Genomic DNA, 24,478 nt, shown 5'->3' on the forward strand with positions numbered 1-24,478 from the left:
GGAGGGCGGACGGGAAGATCCACGACCTCCGCGGCGTTGGTAGAAACGTGAACGATATGCGCGAGGTCGAGGTGGTCGTGATCGGTGCCGGGCAGGCGGGACTGTCCAGCGCCTACCATCTGCGGCGGACCGGGTTCGAGCCGGGCCGCGACTTCGTGGTGCTCGACCACTCCCCCGGCCCGGGCGGCGCCTGGCAGTTCCGCTGGCCCTCACTGACGTACGGCACGGTGCACGGGATGCACGCGCTGCCCGGCATGGAACTCACGGACGCCGATCCCGCCCGGGCCTCCTCCGAGGTGATCAGCGAGTACTTCGACCGCTACGAGCGGACGTTCGACCTGCGGGTACGGCGGCCGGTGGACGTGCGGGCGGTGCGGGAGGGGCCCGAGGGGCGGCTGCTGGTGGAGACCTCGGAGGGCATTTGGGCGACGCGGGCCCTGATCAACGCCACCGGCACCTGGGACCGGCCGTTCCGGCCGCGCTACCCGGGGCAGGAGACCTTCCGGGGGCGGCAGTTGCACACGGCTCAGTACCCGGGGCCCGAGGCGTTCGCGGGGCAGCGGGTGGTCGTGGTCGGCGGCGGCGCGTCGGGCACCCAGCACCTGCTGGAGATCGCCCCGTACGCGGCGGCCACCACGTGGGTGACCCGGCGGCCCCCGGTCTTCCGGGAGGGCCCCTTCGACGAGGAGGCGGGGCGGGCGGCCGTGGCGCTCGTCGAGGAACGGGTGCGCCAGGGGCTCCCGCCGCGCAGTGTCGTCTCGGTGACGGGACTGCCGCTCAATGACGCGATCCGGCAGGGTCTCGCGGACGGCGTGCTCGACCGGCAGCCGATGTTCGACCGTGTCACGCCGGACGGTGTGGGGTGGGAGGACGGGCGGCGGGTGGCGGCCGACGTCATCCTGTGGGCCACCGGTTTCCGGCCCGCGGTCGGGCATCTCGCCCCGTTGCGGCTGCGGGAGCCGGGCGGCGGCATCCGGCTGGAGGGGACGCGGGCGGTCGCCGACCCGCGTGTCCACCTGGTCGGCTACGGCCCCTCGGCGAGCACCATCGGCGCCAACCGGGCGGGACGCGCTGCGGTCCGGGACATCGGGCGGCTGCTGACGAGGCAGGAACCGGTCGCGGCCTGACCGTGCGGGAGGCTCACTTCTCCGCCGCTTCCGCGGCCTTCTTCCGGTGGGCTTCGGCCTCGGCCAGATTGCGCTGGTGTTCCGCGAGATCGGCGGTGAAGCGGGTGTCGCCCGGCCCGACCGTGACGAAGTAGAGCCAGTCGCCGGGGGTCGGGCTGATCGCGGCGCGCACCGCGTCCTCGCCGGGATTGTCGATCGGGGTCGGCGGCAGTCCCATGCGCCGGTAGGAGTTGTAGGGACTGTCGACCTCGGTGTCGGCCTTCGTGGTGCGCGGCGTGGAGCGGTTCAGGGCGTAGCTGACGGTCGAGTCCATCTGGAGCGGCATCCCGCGCTCCAGCCGGTTGAAGATCACCCGGGCCACCTTGCCCATGTCGGCCTTGGTGGCGGCTTCGGCCTGGACGATGCTCGCGACGGTGACCGCCTGGTACACGTTCATCGCGTTGCGCTGGGCGCCGGCCGCGATCGGGGCTCCGTTGAACTTCTTGTTGGCCGTGTCGACCATCCGCGCCAGCAGTTTCTGCGGGGTGGGGTTCTCCTGGAGGGGATAGGTGGCCGGGAAGAGGTAGCCCTCCGGATTGCCCTCGGCCTCGTTCGGGAGCTTCAGGTCCACCTTGGCGAGGGACTTCTTCGTGGTGCCCGCGGGCAGCTCGAGGGTCTTGTCCACGGCGGCGTACACCTGGCTCGCCCGCCAGCCCTCCGGGACGATCAGGGTCGTGGGGCGGGACTCGTCGTCACCGTCCATGATCAGCAGCGGCACCGCCACGGCGGTGCCGGCCACGACGGCCCCGAGCGTCGCCAGGGCGAACCGGCCCCGGCGCGTCAGTCGGATCGAGTTCCGTGACGGAGTGTTGGTCTGCATGCGGGCACGGTAACCCGCATAACGCCATAAACCCGGCATATCTTCATCTTGTCGGCTCCAGTCGGGCGTCCCGGCGGACCAGGGCCGCATAGCGCCCGTCGAGCGCGAGGAGCTCTTCGTGCGTGCCGCGTTCGACCACGCGGCCGGCGTCGAGGACCACGATCTGGTCGGCACCGCGCACGGTGGACAGCCGGTGGGCGATGGTGACCGTGGTGCGGTCGGCCGACAGGGCGTCGACGGCCTGCTGGACGGCGGCCTCGGTCCGGGTGTCCAGGGCGCTGGTGGCCTCGTCGAGGACGAGGACCGGCGGATCGCGCAGGATGGTGCGGGCGATCGCCAGGCGCTGCTTCTCGCCCCCGGAGAACCGGTGGCCCCGCTCGCCGACCACCGTGTCGTACCCGTCGGGCAGTGCGGCGATGTGGTCGTGGATCTGGGCCGCCCTCGCGGCCGCGTGCAGTTCCTCGTCGGTGGCGTCCGGCTTGGCGAACCGCAGGTTCTCCGCGACCGAGGCGTGGAAGAGGTAGGTCTCCTGGGAGACCACGCCGACCGCGCGGGCCAGCGTGTCGAAGTCGAGGTCGCGCACGTCGACCCCGTCGAGGGTGACCCGGCCGCCGGTGACGTCGTACAGCCGCGGCACCAGATGGCCGAGCGTGGACTTGCCGGCGCCGGTCGGACCGACGACGGCGAGGCTGCCGCCGGCGGGGACGGTGATGCCGATGCCGTCGAGAACCGGGCCGCCCTTGCCGTCGTAGCCGAAGGTGACGTCCTCGAAACGGACCTCGCCCTTGATCCGGTCGAGCCGCACCGGATCCTCCCGCTCGGTGATGTCGACGGGGAGGTCCAGGTACTCGAAGATCCGCTGGAAGAGCGCGAGCGAGGTCTGGATCTGGACGCCGGTCGACAGCAGGCTCACGGCCGGGCGGAACAGGCCCTGCTGGAGCGAGACGAAGGCGACGACGGTACCGATGGAGACCTCCGGGCCGCCCGTCCGCAGGGCGATGCCGGCCGTCCAGTAGATGACCGCGGGCATGGCGGCCATGACGATGGTGATGACGGCCATGCGCCAGCGGCCGGCCATGTTGGACCGCACCTCCAGATCCACCAGCCGCTCGGACTCCTCCGAGAAGGTGCCGGTCAGGGAGTCGGAGCGGCCCATGGTGCGGCCGAGCAGGATGCCGCTGACGGAGAGCGACTCGGTGACCGTGGCGGCCATCGCCGCCATCTGCTTCTGGCGCTGGGTGGTGATCTTCTTGCGTTCGTTGCCGACGCGGCGGCTGATCCAGACGAAGACCGGCAGCAGCACCAGCGACACGACGGTCAGCCGCCAGTCCAGTACGAGCATCGCGACGACGGTGGCGACCACGCTGGTGAGGTTGGAGACCAGGGAGGTCGCCGTGGAGGTCACGGTGGCCTGCATGCCGCCGATGTCGTTGGCGATGCGGGACTGGACCTCGCCGGTGCGGGTGCGGGTGAAGAAGGCGAGCGACATCCGCTGGAGCCGCCCGTAGACGGCGGTGCGCAGGTCGTGCATGACGCGCTGGCCGACCGTGGTCGAGATCAGGGTCTGCAGCACGCCGAAGACGCTGGTGAGGACCGCGCTGAGGATCATGCCGAGGGCGAGCAGGCTGAGCAGCCCGGTGCGGCCCTCGGGGATGGCGACATCGAGGATCGTCTTCAGCAGGAACGGTGTGGCGACCGAGACCAGCGAGGCGGCGCCGACGAGCAGGCCGACGATCGCGAGTCGGCCGCGGTAGGGGCGGAAGAGCCCCAGGATGCGCCGCACCTGCCGGGGTTGCTCCTCGGTGCCGGCGGGCGGGATCCAGTCTGCCGGGTGATCGGGGTGCATGGTCTCCTTCCGGGACGGACGCCCGGAGGATGCCCCCCGGGGCGAGCGGAACAACGCTCATTGTTACCTATATTCACAATGAACGTCATCCTGATATTGTTCCCGCATGACCGCCCCCGATCCCGACGGCCTGCTGGCCGAGCAGCTGCTGCGGCTCACCCGCCGGGTGCACCGCATCCAGAAGCGCCATCTGGAGCGGCGTGAGCTCGGTGTCACCCCGGCGCAGTCCCGGCTGCTGCGCACGCTGGCGCACTACGGCTCACCGCCGCGCATGGCCGATCTGGCCGAGCGGCTGGAGGTGGTTCCGCGGGCCGTCACCACGCTGGTCGACGGGCTGGAGGCGAGCGGCAAGGTGCGGCGGGCGCCGGATCCGGCCAATCGGCGGGTGATCCGGATCGAGCTCACCGACGACGGGCGCGCCACGCTGCGGGAGTTGCGCGCGGCGCGCAGGGCGGCGGCGGAGGAGATCCTGGCCCCGCTGGGCGAGGAGCAGCGCGAGGCGCTGGGCGGGTTGCTGGACACCCTGATCGACGGGAAGACCGCACCGCCGTGCCGTGAGACGTCCGTGTGACACCGGTGAGGTGAGGGTACGGCCGGCGGGGCTGCCGGTTCCGTGCGGTGGCGTGGAAAACCGCTTGCCCCGCCATGCGTGGCGGGGTCAACCTGTCACGGTTTGCTGCTCGCCGTCCGCGGACGGCGAGCAGGCCTGCCCGTGAACGCTTCACCGGCAGGCGTCCTTCCCTTCCGTTCTCCCTCCGTCCGTCCGTTCAGTCCCCTCGCCTCCCGCTCCCCCCGCCTCTCACTCCCCTTCTTCCGCCACCTCCTGATCCGAGCCCCTGGGACGTCATGCAGATCCAAGACCTTCCGTATTCCGACCCGGGGGTGCCCGACGCGCGCTCGGGTTCCCGATTCCTGTGGTGGCTCTTCCGGAACCAGCTGTCCGGGCAGCTCAAGTCACTGGCGTGGGGCCTGCTGCACTTCGTCTCCGTCGCCTCGCTGCCGTTCTGCGTCGGCGTCGCCGTCCAGGCGGCCGTCGACCGCTCCGGGGGCAGGCTCGCCCTGGCCGGCGGTCTGATGGCGCTGGCCTGCGTGGGCAACGCCGTGGGGGACACCTTCCTGCACCGCACCGCCGTCACCAACTGGATCACCGCCGCCGCCCGTGTGCAGCAACTGCTCGGCCGCAAGGCCGCGACGCTGGGCTCCGCGCTGACCCGGCGGGTCGCCGCCGGTGAGGTGGTGGCCGTGTCCACCGGTGACGTCGAGAAGATCGGCTGGTTCGTGGAGGCCCTGTCGCGGTTCACCGCGGCGGCGGTCACGATCGCGCTGGTCTGCGCCGGCCTGGTGGTCTACCAGCCCGCGCTCGGTGTCGTCGTCGCCGTGGGGCTGCCCGTGCTGGCGCTTGCGGTGCTGCCGCTGCTTCCCCCCGCCACCCGGCGCGCCGACATCCAGCGCGAGAAGGCCGGGCGGGCCACCGAGCTGGCCTCCGACACCGTCGCGGGCCTGCGCGTCCTGCGCGGCATCGGCGGCGAGGACCTGTTCCTCGACCGCTACCGCCGCGCCTCCCAGGAGGTGCGGCACGCCGCCGTGCGCAGCGCGCGGATGTGGTCGCTGATCGCCGCGATCCAGGTGCTGCTGCCGGGGCTGCTGCTGATCACCGTGGTCTGGTACGGCGTCCATCTGGCCCGCGACGGCCGGATCGCCGTCGGTGAACTGGTCACCGTCTACAGCTCGGTCATGCTGCTCACCTATCCGATCCGGCACTTCGAGGAGATCGCGATGGCGTACTCCTTCTCGCGTCCCTCGGCCCGGCGGGCCGCGCGTGTGCTGTCGCTGGAGCGGGCCACGGACACCGTGGGGTCCCGGACCGGCGAGGCACCGGCCGGTGACCTGTACGACCCGGCGACCGGGCTGCTCGCCCCGGCGGGCCGGCTCACCGCCGTGGTCTGCGGGGATCCCGACGCGGCCGGACGGCTGGCCGAACGGCTCGGCGGGCACGCCTCGGAGCAGGGCACCTCGGTGCTGCTCGGCGGGGTTCCCCTCGACGAGTTGCCGCTGGACCGCGCCCGCGGCGCCGTCCTCGTGCAGGACAAGGATCCGGTGCTGCTCTCCGGCACCCTGCGCGAACTGCTCGACGTGCCCGCGTCCGGTGCGGTCGACCCGCGCGAGGCGCTGGACGCGGCGCAGTGCGGGGACGTGCTCGCGGCGCTGGTGCAGGGCTCGCTGGGCGCCGGGGATCCGATGGACGCCCGCATCACCGAACGCGGGCGGTCCCTGTCGGGCGGGCAGCGCCAGCGGCTCGCACTGGCCCGGTCGTTGGTCACGGACCCGCAGGTGCTGGTCCTCGACGAGCCGACCTCGGCCGTCGACTCGCACACCGAGGCCCGGATCGCCCAGGGCGTGCGCGGACTGCGGGAGGGGCGCACCACCGTGGTGTTCACCTCCTCCCCCCTGCTGCTGGACCGCGCCGACCGGGTGGTGTTCCTGCACGGCGACACCGTCGCGGCGGTCGGCGGACACCGGGAACTGGTGCGCACCGAGCCCCGGTACCGGGCCGTGGTGACACGCGAGACCGAGGACGAGGCCGCGCCGGGCGAGGCACCGGTCCTGCGCGAGGGCGGGGCCCTGCACCGGCTGGAGAAGCTCGAAGAGATCGAGGAGACAGCATGATCGGCGTGGCGCCACCGGCCTACAACCCGGCGGCCCCCACCGAGGCCGCCACCCTGCCCGTGGGCGCGCCCGCGACCGTGCGCGCCTACGTCACGGAGCTGCTGCGGCGGCACCGGCGGGCCTTCCTGCTGCTGGTCACCGTGAACACGGTCGCCGTGATCGCCTCCATGGTCGGCCCGTATCTGCTGGGCGGACTGGTGGAGCGGGTCTCGGAGCGGGAGCGGGAGCTGCACCTGGGGCTCACCGCGGGGTTCTTCGTGCTCGCGCTGGTCGTCCAGGCGGTGTTCGTCCGGCAGGTCCGGCTGCGCGGGGCGATGCTCGGCGAGCGGATGCTGGCCGATCTGCGCGAGGACTTCCTGGTGCGGTCGGTCGGACTGCCGCCGGGCGTCCTGGAACGGGCCGGCACGGGCGACCTGCTCTCGCGGATCACCACCGACATCGACCGGCTCGGCAACGCCATGCGGGAAGCCGTGCCCCAGCTGGCCATCGGCGTGGTGTGGGTGGTGCTGCTGCTGGGCGGACTGGTCGTCACGGCGCCCGGCCTCGCACCGGCCGTGCTGCTCGCCGTTCCGCTGCTGGTGGTGGGATGCCGCTGGTACTTCCGGCGGGCGCCGGCCGCCTACCGCTCCGAGGCGGCCGGGTACGCCGCGGTGGCCGCCGCGCTCGCCGAGACCGTGGACGCGGGGCGGACGGTGGAGGCGCACCGCCTCGGCACGCGTCGCGTGGCGCTGACCGACCAGCGGGTCGGGGAGTGGACCGCCTGGGAGCGCTACACGCTCTGGCTGCGGTCGGTGCTGTTCCCCGTCGTCAACATCACGCATGTGACGGTGCTCGGCTCGGTGCTGATGATCGGCGGGGTGTTCGTCCTGCAGGGCTGGATCGGTGTCGGCCAGCTGACCACGGGCGCGCTGATCGCGCAGATGCTCGTGGACCCGGTGGGGCTGATCCTGCGCTGGTACGACGAGCTGCAGGTGGCACAGGTGTCGCTGGCCCGGCTGGTCGGGGTCCGGGACATCGAGCCCGACGCCGGCGACGCCGCGCTGGCCCCCGACGGGCGCCGGGTCCACGCGGACCGGGTGCACTTCGGCTACCAGGAGGGCGTGGACGTCCTGCGCGAGGTGTCCCTGGAGGTCGCACCCGGGACCAGGCTGGCGCTGGTCGGCCCCTCGGGCGCGGGCAAGTCCACGCTGGGCCGGCTGCTCGCCGGGATCTACGCGCCCCGGGACGGGCGGGTCACCCTGGGCGACGCCGAGCTGTCGCGGATGACCGCCGAGCGGGTGCGGGCCCACGTGGCCCTGGTCAACCAGGAGCACCATGTCTTCGTGGGCTCCCTGCGCGACAATCTGCGGCTCGCCCGCACGAACGCCGAGGACGCCGAGCTGTGGGCGGCGCTCGGGGCGGTCGACGCGGACGGGTGGGCGCGTGCGCTCGACGACGGCCTGGACACCGAGGTCGGCTCGGGCGGGTTCGCGCTCACTCCGGCCCAGGCCCAGCAGATCGCGCTGGCCCGGCTGGTGCTGGCCGACCCGCACACGCTGGTCCTGGACGAGGCGACCTCGCTGCTCGACCCGCGCGCGGCGCGTCACCTGGAACGCTCCCTGGCCCGGGTCCTGGACGGCCGGACGGTCGTGGCCATCGCCCACCGGCTGCACACCGCCCATGACGCGGACGTCATCGCCGTGGTGGAGGACGGCCGCATCAGCGAGCTGGGCAGCCACGACGAACTCGTCGCTGCGAACGGCGCGTACGCGGCGCTGTGGCGGTCCTGGCACGGATGACCCACCACCGTCCCGAGACACCCCCGACCAACGGCAGGCCTCGGGACACCGCGTCCCACCCAACCGTCCTGTCCGCCCGGCCCGGCCCGGAGGGTCCCTCCGGGCCGGACGAAGCACCGAGCAGGGGGCCCTGGGGGCACCTGGTGGGCGGGGTGGCGCGCTCGGGCGTGCCGGTCGGCCAAGGCGGACGGGGGCCCACCGGGCCCGGGGAAGCCCCGAGCAGGGGGTATCCCGGGGGTGCCGGTGGGCGGGGGCGTGCTCGGGTATGACGGATGGACAAGGGTGGAGGGGGCGGGGCGAGGGGTCGGCGGGCCGCCTGCGGGAAGTGTGCCGTTGCGCGGTGGGGAACTGCGGTGGAAGGCTGGAGTCAGGCACCGGCTCGGGGAGCGCCCGGAGCCCGACGGACCGGGAACGGGCGGCGCCGGCGCCCCGTGCAGACGGCCCGGCGCGGGCCGCGGCGGGAACGGGCCCGCCCCCACCCCCTGGAGGTATCCGTGAACAGCGCGGACGGTTGGGGAGACGATGTCTACCAGCCCGACGCGTCCGAGATTCAGGACGACGCCGGACTGCTCGACGCCGAGGACACCCTGGAGAACGACGGCGTCGCCGACCCCCTCGACCGGGGCTGGTCCCCTCCGGAGCGGCCCTGGGCCGTGGAGCACCACGGCGTGACGGCGGCCGAGCGCCACGAGGGCGAGACACTCGACCAGCGGCTCGCCGAAGAGCTCCCGGATCCCGCCGCCATGAACGGCGACGGCCTCGGGGATTCGTCGGGCACCGACGGGGAACTCCTGGACAACGAGGTCGGCGCCGCTCGCTCCGGCCGGCTCGTGGCCCCCGACGAAGGGGCGCACGAGGACGAGGAGGAGGCCCTGGTCGCCATGGACGTCGGCATCGACGGCGCCGCCGCCTCCGCCGAGGAGGCCGCCGTGCACGTCGTCGACGAGGACACCCTGCCCGGCTGACCCCGCCCCTCCCCCGCCGCAGCGCGGGTCCGAGTCGCCCGAGGAGCATCCATGCAGCAGGACAAGCACCCCGACTACCGGCCGGTCGTCTTCCGTGACCGTGCCGCAGGATACGCCTTCCTCACACGGTCCACGGCGACCAGCGAACAGACCATCGAGTGGGACGACGGCGAGACGTACCCGGTGGTGGACGTGGAGATCTCCTCGGAGAGCCACCCGTTCTACACGGGCAAGGCCCGCACCGTGGACACGGAAGGCCGTGTGGCGCGCTTCGAGCGCCGGTACGGCGGTGACGCCAGCGGCTGAATTCCGCGGGGCCCCGGCCGGGTCCGGGCCGGGCCGCGGCGTCAGATCACGTTGAGCGCCGCCGCGCAGCCCACGCCGCCCAACAGCATGAACGCGGGCATCAGCACCTTCAGCTCGACCCAGCTGCCCGCACGGAACCGCATCGCCTTGGGCGGGCCTATCGGGTACCAGCGCCTGCGGCCCACCGGTATCGGCCACAGGATCGGACAGCCGGAGACGGTCAGCGCGTCCCCGATGTCGTGCACCAGCGCGCCCAGCACGATGGGCAGCCCCAGCCACAGGTACTCCTGGCCGGGCGCGGTGAACAGCCAGTCGGAGCCGTTGCCCGGCTGGTCGAGGATGTCCGCGATGATCCAGGCGCTGGTCGCCGCCAGCAGCCACACCAGGACGTCGCTGCTGGAGCCGCGGGTCGCCCGCCACAGCAGGCCCTCGATGGCCAGCACCATGTGCACGAAGAGGATGGCCAGCACCGCCCAGCGGCCGCCGGTGATCGCCAGGGCCGCGGTGCCGCCGCCGATGAGGACGGCCCACAGCCAGGTGTGCGTCAGGGTGCGGTGCCCGCCGGAGCGGCGCGGGTCGCCCTGCTTCCTGGTCGCCTTGTAGACGGCGTAGGACAGCTTGTCGACGATTTCGCACAGCCAGCGGGACAGGGGTCCGAAGGCCCGCGAGATGGTGGCCGCCTTGTGGTCCAGGTCGGGGGCGAGCGCGGCGCCGGCGCAGATCAGGGCGCCGGCCAGCAGCACCGGCCAGGGCATCGGATGTCCCGCCGCGGCCGTCGCCGCACCGACACCGAGCCAGGCCGCGGCGCCCGACAGTGAGTGTGCTGGTCCCATCATCGCCGTTGCCCGCCCCATTCCTCGTTCGCCGCTGTCCAGTTGCCCCATCGCGTGGACACCCCGCCGGCGACACAGCGTAGCGTTCGCGATCTTCGGGCCAGAAGCCGATTCCCGCATCGGGGCGGCGGGCAGGCAAGATGGGGGCGTGACCCTCATCGATCAGCTGCCGCCGACCGCCGACCCCGACGCCCTGTACGAAGCCTTCGAGTCGTGGGCCCAGGAGCGCGGTCTCACGCTCTACCCCCACCAGGAGGAGGCGCTGATCGAGGTGGTCTCCGGCGCGAACGTGATCGTGTCGACGCCCACCGGTTCCGGCAAGAGCATGATCGCGGCCGGAGCCCATTTCGCCGCCCTGGCACGCGACGAGGTCACCTTCTACACGGCGCCCATCAAGGCGCTGGTGTCGGAGAAGTTCTTCGAACTGTGCAAGATCTTCGGCACGGAGAACGTCGGCATGCTGACCGGCGACGCGTCCGTCAACGCGGACGCCCCGGTCATCTGCTGCACCGCCGAGGTGCTGGCGTCGATCGCGCTGCGGGACGGCAAGGACGCCGACGTGGGTCAGGTGGTGATGGACGAGTTCCACTTCTACGCGGAACCGGACCGCGGCTGGGCCTGGCAGATCCCCCTTCTGGAGCTGCCGCAGGCGCAGTTCGTGCTGATGTCGGCGACGCTCGGCGACGTCTCCTTCTTCGAGAAGGACCTCACCCGCCGCACCGGTCGCCCCACCGCCGTGGTCCGCTCGGCGACCCGGCCGGTCCCGCTGTCCTACGAGTACCGGTACACGCCGCTCACCGAGACGCTCACCGATCTGCTGGGGGCGCGGCAGGCGCCGGTGTACATCGTGCACTTCACTCAGGCGCAGGCGGTGGAGCGGGCGCAGGCGCTGATGAGCATCAACATGTGCACGCGCGAGGAGAAGGAGCGGATCGCCGAACTCATCGGCAACTTCCGCTTCACCACCAAGTTCGGCCGCAACCTGTCGCGTTACGTCCGGCACGGCATCGGTGTGCATCACGCCGGCATGCTGCCCAAGTACCGGCGGCTGGTGGAGAAGCTCGCGCAGGCGGGTCTGCTGAAGGTCATCTGCGGCACGGACACGCTCGGTGTGGGCGTCAACGTCCCCATCCGCACGGTGCTGTTCACGGCGCTCACCAAGTACGACGGCAACCGCGTACGGACGTTGCGGGCCCGTGAGTTCCACCAGATCGCCGGCCGGGCCGGACGCGCGGGTTTCGACACCGAGGGTTTCGTGGTGGCCCAGGCCCCCGAGCACGTCATCGAGAACGAGAAGGCCCTGGCGAAGGCGGGCGACGATCCGAAGAAGCGCCGCAAGGTCGTGCGCAAGAAGGCGCCCGAGGGTTTCGTCGCCTGGAGCGAGCAGACCTTCGACAAGCTCATCGGGTCCGAGCCGGAACCGCTGACCTCCCGTTTCCGGGTCACGCACACGATGCTGCTGTCGGTGATCGCCCGGCCCGGCAACGCCTTCGAGGCGATGCGCCGGCTGCTGGAGGACAATCACGAGCCGCGCAGGCAGCAGCTGCGGCACATCCGGCGGGCGATCGCCATCTACCGTTCGCTGCTGGACGGCGGCATCGTCGAGAAGCTCGACCGGCCGGACGCGGAGGGCCGGATCGTCCGCCTGACCGTGGATCTGCAGCAGGACTTCGCGCTGAACCAGCCGCTGTCCACGTTCGCGCTGGCGGCGTTCGAACTGCTGGATCCGGAGTCGCCGTCGTACGCGCTGGACATGGTGTCCGTGGTGGAGTCCACGCTGGACGATCCGCGTCAGATCCTCGCCGCCCAGCAGAACAAGGCGCGCGGTGAGGCGGTCGCCGCGATGAAGGCGGACGGGGTGGAGTACGAGGAGCGCATGGAGCGCCTCCAGGACGTCACCTACCCGAAGCCGCTGGAGGAGTTGCTCTTCCACGCGTACAACACGTACCGCAAGAGTCATCCCTGGGTCGGTGACCACCCGCTCTCGCCGAAGTCCGTGATCCGGGACATGTACGAACGGGCGATGTCCTTCACGGAGCTGGTGTCCCACTACGAACTGGCCCGCACCGAGGGCATCGTGCTGCGCTACCTCGCGAGCGCGTACAAGGCGCTGGAGCACACCGTCCCGGACGACCTGAAGTCGGAGGACCTGGAGGACCTGATCGCCTGGCTGGGCGAGATGGTGCGCCAGGTCGACTCCAGCCTGCTCGACGAGTGGGAGCAGCTGGCCAATCCGGAGGAGATGACCGCGGAGGAGGCGCAGGAGAAGGCCGACCAGGTCAAGCCCGTCACCGCCAACGCGCGCGCCTTCCGCGTGCTGGTCCGCAACGCCATGTTCCGCCGGGTCGAGCTCGCCGCCCTCGACCAGGTGGCGGAGCTGGGTGAGCTGGACGCCGAATCGGGCTGGGACGCCGGAGCGTGGGGCGAGGCGATGGACACGTACTGGGACGAGTACGAGGAGCTGGGCACCGGCCCCGACGCCCGCGGCCCGAAGCTGCTGCTGATCGAGCAGGAGCCGGAGAACGCGCTGTGGCGGGTCCGGCAGATCTTCGACGATCCGAACGGGGACCACGACTGGGGCATCAGCGCCGAGGTCGACCTCACCGCCTCCGACGCCGAGGGCCGTGCGGTCGTCCGGGTCACCGATGTCGGCCAGTTGTGAACACAGGAGAATCCCACCCATGACCAATCCGGCCGAGAGCCTCGTCGCCCTGCTCGACCTGGAGCAGATCGAGGTCGACATCTTCCGCGGCCGCAGCCCGCAGGAGTCGTTGCAGCGGGTCTTCGGGGGGCAGGTGGCCGGGCAGGCACTGGTCGCCGCGGGCCGCACCACGGAGGGCGACCGTCCCGTGCACTCGCTGCACGCGTACTTCCTGCGTCCGGGCAGGCCCGGGGTGCCCATCGTGTACCAGGTCGAACGGGTCCGGGACGGCCGGTCGTTCACCACCCGCCGGGTCACCGCGGTGCAGCAGGGCCGTACGATCTTCAATCTCACCGCCTCCTTCCACAAGCCTGAACAGGGGAGTTTCGAGCACCAGCTGCCGCCGGCCCGGAAGGTCCCGGACCCGGAGTCGCTGCCGACGGTCACCGACGAGATCCGTGAGCATCTGGGCGCGCTTCCTGAGCAGCTGGAGCGGATGGCGCGCCGGCAGCCCTTCGACATCCGCTATGTCGACCGGCTGCGCTGGAACGCCGACGACGTCGAGGGCGCGGAGCCGCGCAGCGCGGTGTGGATGCGCGCGGTCGGCCCGCTCGGCGACGACCCGCTGGTGCACACCTGCGCCCTGACCTACGCCAGTGACATGACCCTCCTGGACGCCGTGCGGATCCCCGTGGAGCCGCTGTGGGGGCCGCGCGGCTTCGACATGGCGTCGCTGGACCACGCCATGTGGTTCCACCGCCCGTTCCGGGCGGACGAGTGGTTCCTGTACGACCAGGAGTCGCCGATCGCCACGGGCGGCCGGGGTCTGGCCCGCGGGCGGATCTACGACCTGAACGGCCGGATGCTGGTGTCGGTCGTGCAGGAGGGGTTGTTCCGGGCGCTGTAGGTCACCGGTTTCCGCGCCGCCAGCGGGCGAACAGGCGCCGGGGTGTCTCGCGGGCCGGTGCGACGGCCCGGGGTGTTCGCCGGTGGTCCGGTCCAGGGCACGGAGCGGCGGGGCCGGGCGCCGCCCCTTGTTCCCGTGCCTCGTGCGTCAGCCGGGTCAGTTCGGACTGCAGCCAGGCGATCTCGTCCGGATCCTGGGCGGTCATGAGGTCTTCGGCGATGTGGAAGGCGGGTGAGCCGGGTGCTCCGTGGGAGGGCGGCGGCTCGCGGAACCCCGACAGCCGGGACCGGTCGCGGGGGTCCGGGACGGCCTCGGCCACCTGCGGCGGACCGAGCAGCGACGCCACGGCTCCGGCCCGCGCCCAGGGCCCCTCGGCCTGGCGGAGCAGGAAACCCAGGTGCCGGGTGCGCCAGTTGCGCGGACGCAGGTCGAGGCCGGTGTCGAGCTGACTCCTGAGGTTCCCGGGCATGCGTCCCGTCAGCAGCGGCGCGTTCCCGGCGTCGTCCGCGAACAGCCGGAGCTCGTCGGCCAGGTAGAGCCAGACCACGGCGCGGTAGCGGTTCGGGTAGAACTTCACGGGCACCAGCAGTCCCAGCCGCGCCAGGCGGGTGAAACGGGTCCTCGGCATCTCCATGAGGGCCGCGCCCTCCGTGGTGCCCACGGCCCGCACGCTCCGGCGCAGGGTCTCGGGAAACCCCGGCCCGGCCCGCAGCCGCTCGATCTCGGCCCGGGCGACGCGCCGGCCCACGCCGCCCTCGCCGGGGGCCGTGCGGACCCGGCCGAGTCGCACGGCGAGGTCGAACTCGGTGGGTTTGAGGCAGAGTTCCCGCGCCGCGCGGCCGGTCGTGATCCAGGTGTCACGGTCCGGCGTGACGCGCTCGGCGGTGGCTGTGGTCCCGTGCGTGAGGGTGTGGTGGCCGGGCATGCTCGTCTCCCCCGTGGAGTGGTGTGCGGCCGGCGCCTGGTGCGCCCGCCCGGAAGAACCGTAGCCGCTCCGTCACGTTCCGTGGCGAGCCTGTGGACAACTCCACGGGAGAGGACGAACGAGCAGGTCAGAGCTCTGTTCCGGGTTTCGGTCCGCGGGCGTCCACGTCCAGGTGTTCACCGACCCGGTTGACCAGGAGCGTCATCTCGTACCCGATCTGGCCGATGTCGGCCTCGGCGCCGCTGAGCACGCACAGACAGCTGCCGGTGCCGGCGGCGGTGACGAAGAGCACCGCGTCGTCGAACTCGACCATCGTCTGGCGCACCCCTCCCGCGCCGAAGTGCCGCCCCGAGCCCTTGGCGAGGCTGTGCAGTCCGGACGACACGGCGGCGAGGTGCTCCGCGTCCTCACGGCGCAGTCCGGTGCTCGCGCCCGTCACCAGCCCGTCGTTCGACAGGACCAGCGCGTGCCGTACGTGTGCGACGCGTTGGGTCAGGTCGTCCAGCAGCCAGTCGAGTCCCTGGTTCTGCCCCATGTCGTGAATCTCCCCCTGATCTTCCCCGTGGTGTTCCCCGCGTGCCGTCCCCTCCGCCGGGAGGGTCCCCACGCCAGCCTTCCCCACGACCGGGCCCCGGGCAAGGAGGATGGAGGCCATGGGACACAAGATGACCGAGGAAGAGTGGCGGGAGTTCGTCTCCTGCGGAACCCGCACCGCGAAACTGTCCACCGTCCGTGCCGACGGCAGCCCCCATGTGGCGCCGGTCTGGTTCCTGCTCGACGGGAACGACGTGGTGTTCAACACCGGGGAGCGGACCGTGAAGGGACGCAACCTGGCCCGTGACGGGCGGGTCGCCCTCTGCGTGGACGACGACCGGCCGCCGTTCGCCTTCGTGGTGCTGCAGGGCCGGGCGCGGCTCTCGGCGGACCCGGATGAGCTCCGGCACTGGGCCGCCCGGATCGGCGCGCGGTACATGGGCGAGGACCGGGCCGAGGAGTTCGGGGCGCGCAACGCCGTGCCCGGCGAACTCCTCGTCCGCGTCGGCGTCGAGAAGGTCGTGGCGGAGGGCGACGTCGCGGGCTGACGCGCCGCCGCGGGCCACTGCCCCCGCCGTCGCCCGACCGGGTCGAGCAGCCGGGCGGTGCGCATCCGTCCGGCGTACTCGGCGAGGCGGCTCAGCACCTCCTTCCCCGAGTCGGTCCTGTCGTCACAGTCCCGTCGTTCGCCCGAAGGGCGGGCCGGCTGACGCAGGGGTGCACCGGAACGACCGCGTCCCGTTCGAACGTGTGCGCAGCGGTGTCGCTCGTCCCGGTGAGGAATCATGCGGAGCATGAGCGACGATCACACACACGTCCAGGAGTTCTTCACCGCGCGTGCCGCCGACTGGGACCGCCGCTTCCCCGACGACGGCCCGGCCTACGCGGCCGCGGTGGCCGGGCTCGGGCTGCGGCTGGGCGACCGGGTGCTCGACGCGGGCTGCGGCACCGGGCGGGCCCTGACGCCGCTGCGGGCGGCCGTGGGGCCCTCGGGCGTGGTCCTCGGTGCCGATCTGACCCCGGCGATGCTGGGGGCGGCGGCACGGGCCGGACGGGACCGCGACGGGTTGCTGCTGCTGGCCGACGTCACCGCCCTCCCGCTGCGCTCCTCCTCGCTGGACGCGGTGTTCGCGGCCGGGCTGATCGCCCATCTGCCCGACCCGGCGGGGAACCTGCGCGAGATCGCGCGCGTGGTGCGGCCCGGCGGGGTGCTGGCGCTGTTCCATCCGATCGGCCGGGCGGCGCTCGCCGCCCGGCAGGGCCGCACGATCACACCGGACGACCTCCGCGCGGAGCCGAATCTGCGGGCCCTGCTGACGCGTTCGGGCTGGCGCATGACCTCGTACACCGACGAGGACACCCGGTTCCTGGCGCTGGCCGCGCGCGTGGGCTGAACCCCCGCCGTCCGCCCGGCGTTCAGTCCGGGTGCCGTACCGGACAGCCTCGCAGTCCCGGTACGGGGCTGGTGCCCAGGTCCGCCAGCCGGTAGCCGTCGGGGTAGCTTTTGATCTCCCGGTTCTGGCGCGCGAAGTGCGGGGCGTCGCGGGGCGGCAGCAGCCGGACCGCGCGGCCCCGCAGCCGGACCGCGCGGCGCACCCACGCGCGCGTGGCCGCGCTCGGCGGGGGGTAGCGGAAGGCGCGCAGCAGGGGATCGTCGAGCAGGGCGAGCGTGGCCGTGCGCAGCACGGGGGCGAGCGCACGCGGGTACCAGGAGGCCATGAGGTCGAGGGTGGCGTCCGAGACCCGCCGTGCGTCCTCGTCCCAGTCGAAGTGCTCCTCCTCGTAGGCGTCCAGGCAGTCTTCGAACTCCTCGTAGGAGCCGGGGATGTCCTTGATCCCCATGTGCCGGCCCAGGGTCCGGTAGTGGACGGTGGTCGCCACGATCTCGTGCCGCGACAGCCTGCGCCAGCCGTAGGCGTCGATCCACCGTCGGGGCATCACCACGAACGTGCACAGGACGTAACGCATGTCGTCGTCGTGGATGTCGTAGGCGTGGTGCATCCGGTTGATGCGGCGGATCGCGGTCCTGCCCCGGGCACTGCCGAATCCGTGCTCCACGACGGCGTCCAGGAGGAGCGAGGTGTCGTCGTAGCGCTTCTGGGAACGTTCGGTGAGCTCGGCCGTCTCGGCGAGCAGCCGGCCGATGCGGGGCACGGCGTAGGTTCGGTAGAGAGCCAGTTCCAGGGCCCTGGTGTAGTCCCAGGGAAACTCGTAGGCCGAGCTGAGCCGGTAGATCTCCGTGGCCTCCCGGTAGGGGTCCATCCGCCGGATCCGTTCCAGCCGTTCGAAGCGCCGCACCGTTCTGCCCCTTCTGCCGTCGAAGCTGCAACTCTACGTTGAGCAGCAGGAGATGAACGGTCGGTGAGGACAACTGCGCAGGGGAAGGCGGGCGTATGTGGGAGAGGGTGCGGGGGATCGGGAGCAGGGTGACCGGCAGTCTGCGGACGGAGAAACGCTCCGGGCCCGCGGAGCGTCCGCACAACCTGTTCGAGGCGGCCGCGGTCTATGTGTCGGCGTGCGCGGAGGACGATCAGGACAGGATCGACGAGGCGGCGGGCTGGGTGTCGCCGGAGGCGCTGTCGTTCGGGGTGAACGAGCTGGCGTGCCGTGCGGTCGTCGCGCTCGCGCGGGAGCGCAACGAGTCCCCGGGGGCGGTCGCGCGGGCGCTGCTGGGGCTGCCGGCCGCCTGAGCCGCCCGCCGGTGCGTGGCCGATTCGCCCCGTCCGGCCGGAAAGCTGCAGCTCCGGGCGTGGCTGCGGGGTCGTGACAAGGGACTGGGGGTCGGCATAGGGTGCGCGCCGACGGACGAACCGATGGGGAGGCTGGGATGGCCGGGACGGACGAGGAAGCCGTCGCCGCCGCGGACGATGCGCTCTACGTGCTGACGGCGGCGCTGCTCACGCCGGCGAAGTTCCCGAGTGTGCTGGGCGACGACTATCCGGAGGCGTGTGCGGCGCTCGGCCTTCCGCCGGTCGCGGACGGCTACGGACTGGTGCTCGGCCAGGACGGCGCGGGCGCGCGGTGGACCGTCGTCGTCGACGACGTCTCGCTGGTCGCCGTCGCGATCGCGTCATGGGACTGCGGTATGGAGCACGACCTGTCGCCGGACGAGCGCACGGTCGTCACCGCGCTGCCCGGCTGGCCCCTCGCGGTCGCCGTCGCGGCGCCGAACGTGCCGGCTCCGCACGATCCCGGTCCCGATGTCGCGGACGGCGCCCCGCTGACGCCGCCGGACGCCGATGTCTGGGGCCCGGCCCAGCGGCGTCTGGGAGCCGACGAGATCGCGCTCCAATGGGCGACGTGGCGGGAACAGGTGGACGACACGGCGTTCCCCGCGCCGGGCGGACCGGCGGAGACGGGCGACGACCCCGACGGCTCTGCGGAGGGCGGCGCGGAAGGCGACGACCGGGATGCGCCGGCGGGCGGCCCGGCTGGCGGTCACAGCGGGATCCGGCGGGTGCTGGCCGAGGCGCGTGCGTATGTCGACTCGCCGCCGCCGCTGGGCCGGGTCCGCTCGTCCTTCGCTCCGGGCGGTGCCCGCACGCTGCGCGCCGACGGCCCCGGGTGGTCGCTGGTGGCAAGGACGGACGACATCGCCTTCGTCCTGCTCGACGACGAGCCCGGCGAGGTCCTCCCGGTGGGCCGGGGGCCGGAACTGCCGGGCCTGCTCGAAGCCCTGGACCGGATGGCCGTACGCCCGCTCTGAGCAGGCGTACGGCCCTCAACAGGAACGCGGGGACCGGACGTCTCGTGCGCCGCGCCGGCGCGCGCCGCTCAGCCCGCCCGGCGACGACCCGGCGAGGACGCCCGCGGACGGCGAGGCGGCCGACCGCTGCGCGCCGGGCGACGGTGAGGCGGTGTCGCGACGGCGCCTCAGCGGCCCAGCTCCTTGCGCGACACGCGGCGCAGCCTGCGCCGCTGTGCGGGGTCGAGGGCGAGATAGGCCGCGGCCGGGACTCCCAGGATGATCAGAAGCGCGGCCCACCAGGGCAGCCAGATGAGCAGGATGAGTCCGGCCGCCACACCCCCCGCGGCGATCTTGGCGTTGTTCGACATGAGTGTCGCCTCCTTCGCGGCCACTGCCGCTCTCTGTCGTGAAAACGGGCCCGCCCCTCCGGCGGTTCCGGACCGCGACCCTGAGACGCCCCTGAGGTGCGCCCCCTAGGGTCTCCCCGAGCCCGCCGGAGCCTGCCGAGTCGAGGCCCACGACGCGCCTCCATGGTGACTCGGATCACAGCACACGCATACCCGGCCGGCGCCACTCATGCTGTACTCTCGGCGACTCCGGCCCACTAGTCAAGTTTGAGGACTTCCGACATCGCTGCGCAGACGACTCCCCCGGCATCCTCCTCCGTACCCTCCGTCAGCTCCGTGCCGTCCGTGCTCTCCGTGCCGTCCGTGCTCTCCGTGCCCTCCCTGCCCTCCCTGCCCTCCGGACTGGCCCACTGCCCTGCCGTGTTCGTACCCGGCGATCCCGCCCGCACGGGCCGGATCGCCTTCTGGCGGCCCGACGCTTCCGCCCCGCCGGCCCCGGACTCGGCGTCGGCCGAGGACCTGACCGTCGTCATGCCCGGCGACGGCGGGGTCGAGGCGGTACGCGTGCCTGCCGTCCTGCTGCCCGTGGGCGCCGCGCTCCCGGTGCTCACGCGGGCGCGGGCCGGCGCCGGGGGCCACCGGGCCGCCCGGTTCTGGGGCGCCGCCGCCCTGCACGCCCTGGAGCTGGTGGCGCGCGGTCTGCTGCTGCCCGGCCTCTCCCCCGCGGACCACGACGCCTGGCGCGTCGGCCCGCTGGACGCGGCGGACGCCGACGCGATCCGCCGGCTCGCCGCCGCGATGCCGCCCGAGGCGCACGCCGTGCCGCTGGACGGCGGCGGGACGCCGCGGCTGCCCGATCCCGAACGCCTGCTGCGCTCCTTCCTCGACGCCGTCGCCGACACCCTCCCCCGTTCGCCCGCCGCCCGCCTCGTGACCGGCACCGCGGCCTTCGCGGTGCCGGAGCCCCAACGGCTGCCCGGACTGCGGGCCTGGGCCGCCGACGTCGCCGCGGGCCACGACGCGGGCGTACGGCTGTCGCTGCGGATCGAGGTGCGGGGGCTGACGGACACGGCGGACGACGCCTCCGACGGCGCGCCCGGCGACACGTCCGACACGTCCGACGCGACCGGCGTGTCCTTCCGGGCCGTCCTGCAGATGCACGGGGTGGGTGACCCCGCCCTCGTCGCGGACGCCGCCCACGTGTGGTCCGGCGGCGCGGGCGCGGACTTCGGCCCCGCCGCGCGGATGGACGCCCTGCTCGCGCTGCGCCGCGCGGCGCGAGCCTGGGCGCCGCTGACACCCCTGCTGTCGGCGACCGTGCCGGACGCGGTCGAGCTCGCGGAGGAGGAGATCTCCGACCTCCTCGGCGAAGGCGGCCGGGCACTGGCCGGTTCCGGTGTCGACGTGCACTGGCCCAAGGAACTGGTCCGCGAACTCACCACCCGCGCGGAGGTCGGTCCCGGGGACGACGACCGGCCGGGGCCCGCGGGGGCGGGCTTCGGGGAAGGACCGTCGTTCCTGTCCGCCGACGCGCTGCTCGCCTTCGACTGGTGGTTCGCCGTGGGCGACCGGCGTCTCACGCGCGAGGAACTGGACCGGCTGGCCGAGCTGAACCGTCCCCTCGTACGACTGCGCGACCAGTGGGTGCTCATCGACCCCCGGGAACTGGCCCGGGCCCGTGCGCGCCGCAACTCCACGATCACCCCTGTCGACGCCCTCGGCGCCGCGCTCATGGGCTCCGTGGAGGCCGACGGCAGCCGGGTCGAGGTACGGCCCACCGGATGGCTGGCGGCTCTGCGGGACCGGCTCGCCGACCCCGAGGCCCAGGAACCGGTCGCACCGCCCGCCGCCCTCAACGCCACCCTGCGCGACTACCAGCGGCGCGGACTGAACTGGCTGGCCGGCATGACCTCCCTGGGCCTGGGCTGCTGCCTCGCCGACGACATGGGTCTGGGCAAGACCATCACCCTGATCGCGCTGCATCTGCACCGCCGGACCGATCCCGCGTCCGCCGGCCCCACCCTCGTGGTCTGCCCGACCTCGCTCATGGGCAACTGGCAGCGGGAGATCGAGCGGTTCGCACCCGGCACTCCCGTGCGCCGCTTCCACGGCGCCCGGCGGGCGCTGGACGACCTCACCGACGGCGAGGTGGTGCTCACCACGTACGGCACGATGCGGCTGGACGCCGCCCGGCTGGCCGGGGTCACGTGGGGCATGGTCGTCGCCGACGAGGCCCAGCACGTGAAGAACCCCTACTCGTCGACGGCCCGGCAGCTGCGCTCCATCGGCGCACGCGCGCGCGTCGCGCTCACCGGTACGCCGGTGGAGAACAACCTGTCGGAGCTGTGGGCGATCCTCGACTGGACGACACCCGGTCTGCTGGGCCGGCTCGGCACCTTCCGTGCGCGGTACGCGGACGCCGTCGAGGGCGGACGGGATCCCGCCGCCGCGGACCGGCTGGCCCGGCTGGTACGGCCCTTCCTGTTGCGCCGCCGCAAGTCGGACCCGGGGATCGCGCCCGAGCTGCCGCCGAAGACGGAGACCGATCACGCCGTGTCGCTCACCCCGGAGCAGACGGCGCTGTACGAAGCCGTGGTGCGCGAGGCGCTGGCCGAGATCTCCGGCGCCGCGAGCATGGAGCGGCGCGGCATGATCGTGAAGCTGCTGACCGCTCTGAAGCAGATCTGCAACCACCCGGCGCAGTTCCTCAAGGAGGAGCGGCCGGTGGTCGCCGGACGGTCCGGGAAGCTGGAACTGCTGGACGAACTCCTCGACACGGTCCTCACCGAGCAGGCCGGTGTCCTGGTGTTCACGCAGTACGTGGGGATGGCCCGGCTGCTGGAGCGGCATCTGGCCGCGCGGGGCGTACCGACGCAGTTCCTGCACGGCGGCACTCCGGTCGCCGCGCGCGAGGCGATGGTGCGCCGCTTCCAGGACGGCGAGGTGCCGGTGTTCCTGCTGTCGCTGAAGGCGGCGGGCACCGGGCTGAACCTCACGCGTGCGGAGCATGTCGTGCACTACGACCGCTGGTGGAACCCCGCCGTCGAGGCGCAGGCGACGGACCGGGCCTACCGCATCGGCCAGACCCGGCCGGTGCAGGTGCACCGGATCATCGCCGAGGGGACGGTCGAGGACCGTATCGCCGAGTTGCTGGTGCGCAAGCGGGAGCTGGCCGACGCGGTGCTCGGCACCGGCGAGGCGGCGCTCACCGAACTGACGGACGCCGAACTGGCGGACCTGGTCGAACTGCGGGAGGGGCTGCGATGAACTCGTACGACGACGAGGCCGGCGTGGAGCGCACCTTCGCCGCGCTGCCGCCCGCGCGGGGCCGGGGCTTCGCGCAGAGCTGGTGGGGCCGGGCCTGGCTGACGGCGCTGGAGGGCACGGCCCTGGACCCCGGGCAGCTCAAGGCGGGCCGCAGGCTCGCCCGCGCGGGAGCGGTCGGCGCGGTCTCCGTGCGGCCCGGCCGCATCACGGCGGTCGTCCAGGACCGGGACCGCACCGCGCACCGCGCGGACGTGCTGCTGCAGGAGCTCTCCGGGGAGCAGTGGGACCGGTTCCTGGACATGGCCGCCGAACGGGCGGGTCATGTCGCGGCGCTGCTCGACCGTGAGATGCCCACGCACCTGGTCGAGGACGCGGAGCTGGCCGGCGTCGACCTGCTGCCGGGCCTGGGCGATCTGGAACCGCAGTGCGACTGCGGGGCCTGGGACCACTGCGGTCACACGGCGGCGCTGTGCTACCAGATGGCCCGGCTGCTGGACCAGGACCCGTTCGTCCTGCTCCTGATGCGCGGACGGGGGGAACGCGACCTGCTGGACGCGCTCCACACACGTGGCGACGCGTCCGCCGGGCAGCCCGCGCGGGACGCGGACGGGGTGGACGCGGCCGAGGCGTACGCGGCCGGGGACATCCTGCCGTCGCTTCCCGGGGTGCCCGTGCTTCCGGCGGAGCCCGGGGTTCCGCCGTCGCTCGACACGGAGGCCGGGCCGGAGGCGGGAGTCGACGCGTCCGCGCTCGAATTCCTTGCCGCCCGGACCGCCGCGCGGGCGCACCGGATGCTGGCGGAGGCGCTGCGGGCAGGACACGACGAGCGTGCCGTGGAGCCGGAGCCGACGGTGGCCGGGGACGCCGTGGAGCTGGCCGCCGGTGAGCCCTCCGGCTCGGTCGCGGACCGGCTCGCCGGGGGGTCGGGACGCGGCCGGGACGGGCTGGCCGTGGCGGTACGGGCCTGGCGGCACGGTGGTCCGGCGGCGCTGGCCGTGCTGGACGAGGAGTGGCCCGTGCGGGGCGACGGCCTCGCGCGGGCGCGGGCGGCGCTGGAGTCGGCATGGGAGGACGGCGAACGGCCGGCGCTCCGGTCGCGGGCCAACCGCTGGACGGTCGTCGACGCGCCCGTGCAGCTGCGTCTGAGCCGGGACGGGCGCTGGTGGCCGTACCGGAAGGAACGCGGCCGCTGGGTGCCGGCGGGTGGCCCCGCCCAGGACCCGGCGACCGCGCTAGCCTCGGCGGAGGGCACCGGCGTGGAGTGATCGCCCGCCGCCGTCCCGCGTCAGGACGGTTGGACGTCCCCCAGGAACGGCAGGAGCGACTCCAGGCCGCTCGGAAGCTCGCTGGGCAACCCGCTCGGCAGTTCGGTCGGGAAGCCCGAGGGCAGTTCGGTGGGCAGTCCCGAGGGCAGCTCGGTCGGGAAGCCGGACGGCAACTCGGTGGGGAGCCCTGAAGGCAGCTCGGTCGGGAAGCCGGACGGCAGCCCGCTGGGGGGACCGCCGGTGTCCGTGCTGCTCTCGCCGGGCTCCTTGTCCGGCGAGTCGTCGCCGTCCGAAGCGATGAACACGATGAGGGAGACGGCCGCGATCGCCCCGATCACGGCGAGCAGCACCAGCAGGAGTCTGCGCCCGCCGGGGCCTCGTCCCGGGCCGTCACCGTCGTCTCCGGGCGGCGGTCCGCCCCCGTGCGAGGGCGGACCGAAGCCGCCGCCCGGGGGCGGGGTGCCGTCCGGCGGACGGGGCGGCTGCTGGGGCGGTACGGGTGGCGTGGCCATACCCACCATGG

22 protein-coding genes are annotated in these 24,478 nt (G+C 73.2%); 14 read left to right on the forward strand and 8 right to left on the reverse strand.

The genetic code is table 11. The features are described from left to right. The first annotated feature begins 47 nt into the window (after positions 1 to 47). Complete coding sequence (locus ACZ434_RS23280) at positions 48 to 1,127, forward strand: NAD(P)-binding domain-containing protein (RefSeq protein ID WP_468458821.1); 1,080 nt, start codon at positions 48 to 50, stop codon at positions 1,125 to 1,127. Between the two features lie 13 nt (positions 1,128 to 1,140). Here ACZ434_RS23280 and mltG read toward each other — a convergent pair whose 3' ends face one another. Further along, positions 1,141 to 1,986 (reverse strand): endolytic transglycosylase MltG, encoded by an 846-nt coding sequence (mltG, locus tag ACZ434_RS23285; protein ID WP_468458823.1) that lies wholly within the window; start codon positions 1,984 to 1,986, stop codon positions 1,141 to 1,143. A gap of 43 nt (positions 1,987 to 2,029) precedes the next feature. Further along, entirely contained in the window at positions 2,030 to 3,832 is a 1,803-nt protein-coding gene (locus ACZ434_RS23290; protein WP_468458824.1) for an ABC transporter ATP-binding protein, read from the reverse strand. Between the two features lie 106 nt (positions 3,833 to 3,938). Here ACZ434_RS23290 and ACZ434_RS23295 point away from each other — a divergent pair, with 106 nt between their 5' ends. The 5 genes from ACZ434_RS23295 to ACZ434_RS23315 all read left to right on the forward strand — a co-directional run bounded on the left by ACZ434_RS23295 (position 3,939) and on the right by ACZ434_RS23315 (position 9,548). Continuing rightward, entirely contained in the window at positions 3,939 to 4,403 is a 465-nt protein-coding gene (locus ACZ434_RS23295) for a MarR family winged helix-turn-helix transcriptional regulator (protein ID WP_468458825.1), read from the forward strand. Positions 4,404 to 4,678: 275 nt separating this feature from the next. Continuing rightward, the gene (locus ACZ434_RS23300) at positions 4,679 to 6,499 is read left to right on the forward strand and encodes an ABC transporter transmembrane domain-containing protein (RefSeq protein ID WP_468458827.1); all 1,821 of its coding nucleotides are present in this window, start codon (positions 4,679 to 4,681) and stop codon (positions 6,497 to 6,499) included. Further along, the gene (locus ACZ434_RS23305) at positions 6,496 to 8,277 is read left to right on the forward strand and encodes an ABC transporter ATP-binding protein (protein WP_468458829.1); all 1,782 of its coding nucleotides are present in this window, start codon (positions 6,496 to 6,498) and stop codon (positions 8,275 to 8,277) included. The genes ACZ434_RS23300 and ACZ434_RS23305 overlap by 4 nt, the downstream gene beginning before the upstream one ends. A gap of 494 nt (positions 8,278 to 8,771) precedes the next feature. Continuing rightward, complete coding sequence (locus tag ACZ434_RS23310) at positions 8,772 to 9,242, forward strand: DUF5709 domain-containing protein (RefSeq protein ID WP_468458831.1); 471 nt, start codon at positions 8,772 to 8,774, stop codon at positions 9,240 to 9,242. 51 nt (positions 9,243 to 9,293) lie between these two features. After that, positions 9,294 to 9,548 (forward strand): type B 50S ribosomal protein L31, encoded by a 255-nt coding sequence (locus ACZ434_RS23315; RefSeq protein WP_468458833.1) that lies wholly within the window; start codon positions 9,294 to 9,296, stop codon positions 9,546 to 9,548. Positions 9,549 to 9,589: 41 nt separating this feature from the next. On the opposite strand, the gene ACZ434_RS23320 is transcribed toward ACZ434_RS23315, so the two are convergent. Then, positions 9,590 to 10,384, reverse strand: coding sequence for a metal-dependent hydrolase (locus tag ACZ434_RS23320; protein WP_468458835.1), 795 nt, complete (start codon positions 10,382 to 10,384; stop codon positions 9,590 to 9,592). Positions 10,385 to 10,499: 115 nt separating this feature from the next. Here ACZ434_RS23320 and ACZ434_RS23325 point away from each other — a divergent pair, with 115 nt between their 5' ends. Both ACZ434_RS23325 and ACZ434_RS23330 read left to right on the forward strand, forming a co-directional pair. Then, positions 10,500 to 13,043: a DEAD/DEAH box helicase gene (locus tag ACZ434_RS23325; protein WP_468459149.1), complete on the forward strand. Its 2,544-nt coding sequence runs from the start codon at positions 10,500 to 10,502 to the stop codon at positions 13,041 to 13,043. A gap of 19 nt (positions 13,044 to 13,062) precedes the next feature. Then, positions 13,063 to 13,929, forward strand: coding sequence for an acyl-CoA thioesterase (locus tag ACZ434_RS23330; RefSeq protein ID WP_468458837.1), 867 nt, complete (start codon positions 13,063 to 13,065; stop codon positions 13,927 to 13,929). A 1-nt stretch (position 13,930) separates the two neighbouring features. Here ACZ434_RS23330 and ACZ434_RS23335 read toward each other — a convergent pair whose 3' ends face one another. Beyond that, entirely contained in the window at positions 13,931 to 14,854 is a 924-nt protein-coding gene (locus ACZ434_RS23335) for a DUF6397 family protein (RefSeq protein WP_468458839.1), read from the reverse strand. Positions 14,855 to 14,981: 127 nt separating this feature from the next. Then, positions 14,982 to 15,389 carry a roadblock/LC7 domain-containing protein gene (locus ACZ434_RS23340; protein ID WP_468458841.1) on the reverse strand — a complete coding sequence of 136 codons (408 nt, stop codon included), beginning with the start codon at positions 15,387 to 15,389 and terminating at the stop codon, positions 14,982 to 14,984. 118 nt (positions 15,390 to 15,507) lie between these two features. Here ACZ434_RS23340 and ACZ434_RS23345 point away from each other — a divergent pair, with 118 nt between their 5' ends. Then, a complete protein-coding gene (locus ACZ434_RS23345; RefSeq protein ID WP_468458843.1) occupies positions 15,508 to 15,936 on the forward strand; it encodes a PPOX class F420-dependent oxidoreductase in 429 nt (142 codons plus the stop codon). 246 nt (positions 15,937 to 16,182) lie between these two features. Beyond that, positions 16,183 to 16,782, forward strand: a complete 600-nt coding sequence (locus ACZ434_RS23350; protein WP_468458845.1) for a class I SAM-dependent methyltransferase — start codon at positions 16,183 to 16,185, stop codon at positions 16,780 to 16,782. A 22-nt stretch (positions 16,783 to 16,804) separates the two neighbouring features. Here ACZ434_RS23350 and ACZ434_RS23355 read toward each other — a convergent pair whose 3' ends face one another. Beyond that, positions 16,805 to 17,686 carry an oxygenase MpaB family protein gene (locus tag ACZ434_RS23355; protein WP_468458847.1) on the reverse strand — a complete coding sequence of 294 codons (882 nt, stop codon included), beginning with the start codon at positions 17,684 to 17,686 and terminating at the stop codon, positions 16,805 to 16,807. A gap of 95 nt (positions 17,687 to 17,781) precedes the next feature. Here ACZ434_RS23355 and ACZ434_RS23360 point away from each other — a divergent pair, with 95 nt between their 5' ends. Both ACZ434_RS23360 and ACZ434_RS23365 read left to right on the forward strand, forming a co-directional pair. Further along, positions 17,782 to 18,078, forward strand: a complete 297-nt coding sequence (locus ACZ434_RS23360; RefSeq protein WP_468458849.1) for a hypothetical protein — start codon at positions 17,782 to 17,784, stop codon at positions 18,076 to 18,078. Positions 18,079 to 18,215: 137 nt separating this feature from the next. Then, entirely contained in the window at positions 18,216 to 19,094 is an 879-nt protein-coding gene (locus ACZ434_RS23365) for a hypothetical protein (protein WP_468458851.1), read from the forward strand. 167 nt (positions 19,095 to 19,261) lie between these two features. Here ACZ434_RS23365 and ACZ434_RS23370 read toward each other — a convergent pair whose 3' ends face one another. Beyond that, entirely contained in the window at positions 19,262 to 19,444 is a 183-nt protein-coding gene (locus ACZ434_RS23370) for a hypothetical protein (RefSeq protein ID WP_037934791.1), read from the reverse strand. A 510-nt stretch (positions 19,445 to 19,954) separates the two neighbouring features. On the opposite strand from ACZ434_RS23370, the gene ACZ434_RS23375 reads away from it, so the two are divergent. Together ACZ434_RS23375 and ACZ434_RS23380 are read left to right on the forward strand one after the other, a co-directional pair. Then, on the forward strand, positions 19,955 to 22,690 hold the full coding sequence (locus ACZ434_RS23375; RefSeq protein WP_468459151.1) for an SNF2-related protein: 2,736 nt from the start codon (positions 19,955 to 19,957) through the stop codon (positions 22,688 to 22,690). After that, positions 22,687 to 23,955: an SWF or SNF family helicase gene (locus ACZ434_RS23380; RefSeq protein ID WP_468458853.1), complete on the forward strand. Its 1,269-nt coding sequence runs from the start codon at positions 22,687 to 22,689 to the stop codon at positions 23,953 to 23,955. The genes ACZ434_RS23375 and ACZ434_RS23380 overlap by 4 nt, the downstream gene beginning before the upstream one ends. A gap of 20 nt (positions 23,956 to 23,975) precedes the next feature. On the opposite strand, the gene ACZ434_RS23385 is transcribed toward ACZ434_RS23380, so the two are convergent. Beyond that, positions 23,976 to 24,467, reverse strand: coding sequence for a hypothetical protein (locus ACZ434_RS23385; RefSeq protein WP_468458855.1), 492 nt, complete (start codon positions 24,465 to 24,467; stop codon positions 23,976 to 23,978). Between the last annotated feature and the right edge of the window lie 11 nt (positions 24,468 to 24,478).

It is taken from the genome of Streptomyces sp. NPDC030893 (assembly GCF_055571535.1).

Excerpts from the sequence above, each read along its gene's own strand:
- ACZ434_RS23335 (WP_468458839.1), bottom strand. The coding sequence starts at position 14,854 with ATGCCCGGCCACCACACCCTCACGCACGGGACCACAGCCACCGCCGAG.
- ACZ434_RS23305 (WP_468458829.1), top strand. The coding sequence starts at position 6,496 with ATGATCGGCGTGGCGCCACCGGCCTACAACCCGGCGGCCCCCACCGAG.
- ACZ434_RS23360 (WP_468458849.1), top strand. The coding sequence starts at position 17,782 with ATGTGGGAGAGGGTGCGGGGGATCGGGAGCAGGGTGACCGGCAGTCTG.
- ACZ434_RS23320 (WP_468458835.1), bottom strand. The coding sequence starts at position 10,384 with ATGATGGGACCAGCACACTCACTGTCGGGCGCCGCGGCCTGGCTCGGT.
- ACZ434_RS23345 (WP_468458843.1), top strand. The coding sequence starts at position 15,508 with ATGGGACACAAGATGACCGAGGAAGAGTGGCGGGAGTTCGTCTCCTGC.
- ACZ434_RS23375 (WP_468459151.1), top strand. The coding sequence starts at position 19,955 with ATGCCCGGCGACGGCGGGGTCGAGGCGGTACGCGTGCCTGCCGTCCTG.
- ACZ434_RS23315 (WP_468458833.1), top strand. The coding sequence starts at position 9,294 with ATGCAGCAGGACAAGCACCCCGACTACCGGCCGGTCGTCTTCCGTGAC.
- ACZ434_RS23300 (WP_468458827.1), top strand. The coding sequence starts at position 4,679 with ATGCAGATCCAAGACCTTCCGTATTCCGACCCGGGGGTGCCCGACGCG.
- ACZ434_RS23385 (WP_468458855.1), bottom strand. The coding sequence starts at position 24,467 with ATGGCCACGCCACCCGTACCGCCCCAGCAGCCGCCCCGTCCGCCGGAC.
- ACZ434_RS23365 (WP_468458851.1), top strand. The coding sequence starts at position 18,216 with ATGGCCGGGACGGACGAGGAAGCCGTCGCCGCCGCGGACGATGCGCTC.
- ACZ434_RS23295 (WP_468458825.1), top strand. The coding sequence starts at position 3,939 with ATGACCGCCCCCGATCCCGACGGCCTGCTGGCCGAGCAGCTGCTGCGG.
- ACZ434_RS23350 (WP_468458845.1), top strand. The coding sequence starts at position 16,183 with ATGAGCGACGATCACACACACGTCCAGGAGTTCTTCACCGCGCGTGCC.
- ACZ434_RS23330 (WP_468458837.1), top strand. The coding sequence starts at position 13,063 with ATGACCAATCCGGCCGAGAGCCTCGTCGCCCTGCTCGACCTGGAGCAG.
- ACZ434_RS23370 (WP_037934791.1), bottom strand. The coding sequence starts at position 19,444 with ATGTCGAACAACGCCAAGATCGCCGCGGGGGGTGTGGCGGCCGGACTC.
- ACZ434_RS23290 (WP_468458824.1), bottom strand. The coding sequence starts at position 3,832 with ATGCACCCCGATCACCCGGCAGACTGGATCCCGCCCGCCGGCACCGAG.
- ACZ434_RS23340 (WP_468458841.1), bottom strand. The coding sequence starts at position 15,389 with ATGGGGCAGAACCAGGGACTCGACTGGCTGCTGGACGACCTGACCCAA.
- mltG (WP_468458823.1), bottom strand. The coding sequence starts at position 1,986 with ATGCAGACCAACACTCCGTCACGGAACTCGATCCGACTGACGCGCCGG.
- ACZ434_RS23380 (WP_468458853.1), top strand. The coding sequence starts at position 22,687 with ATGAACTCGTACGACGACGAGGCCGGCGTGGAGCGCACCTTCGCCGCG.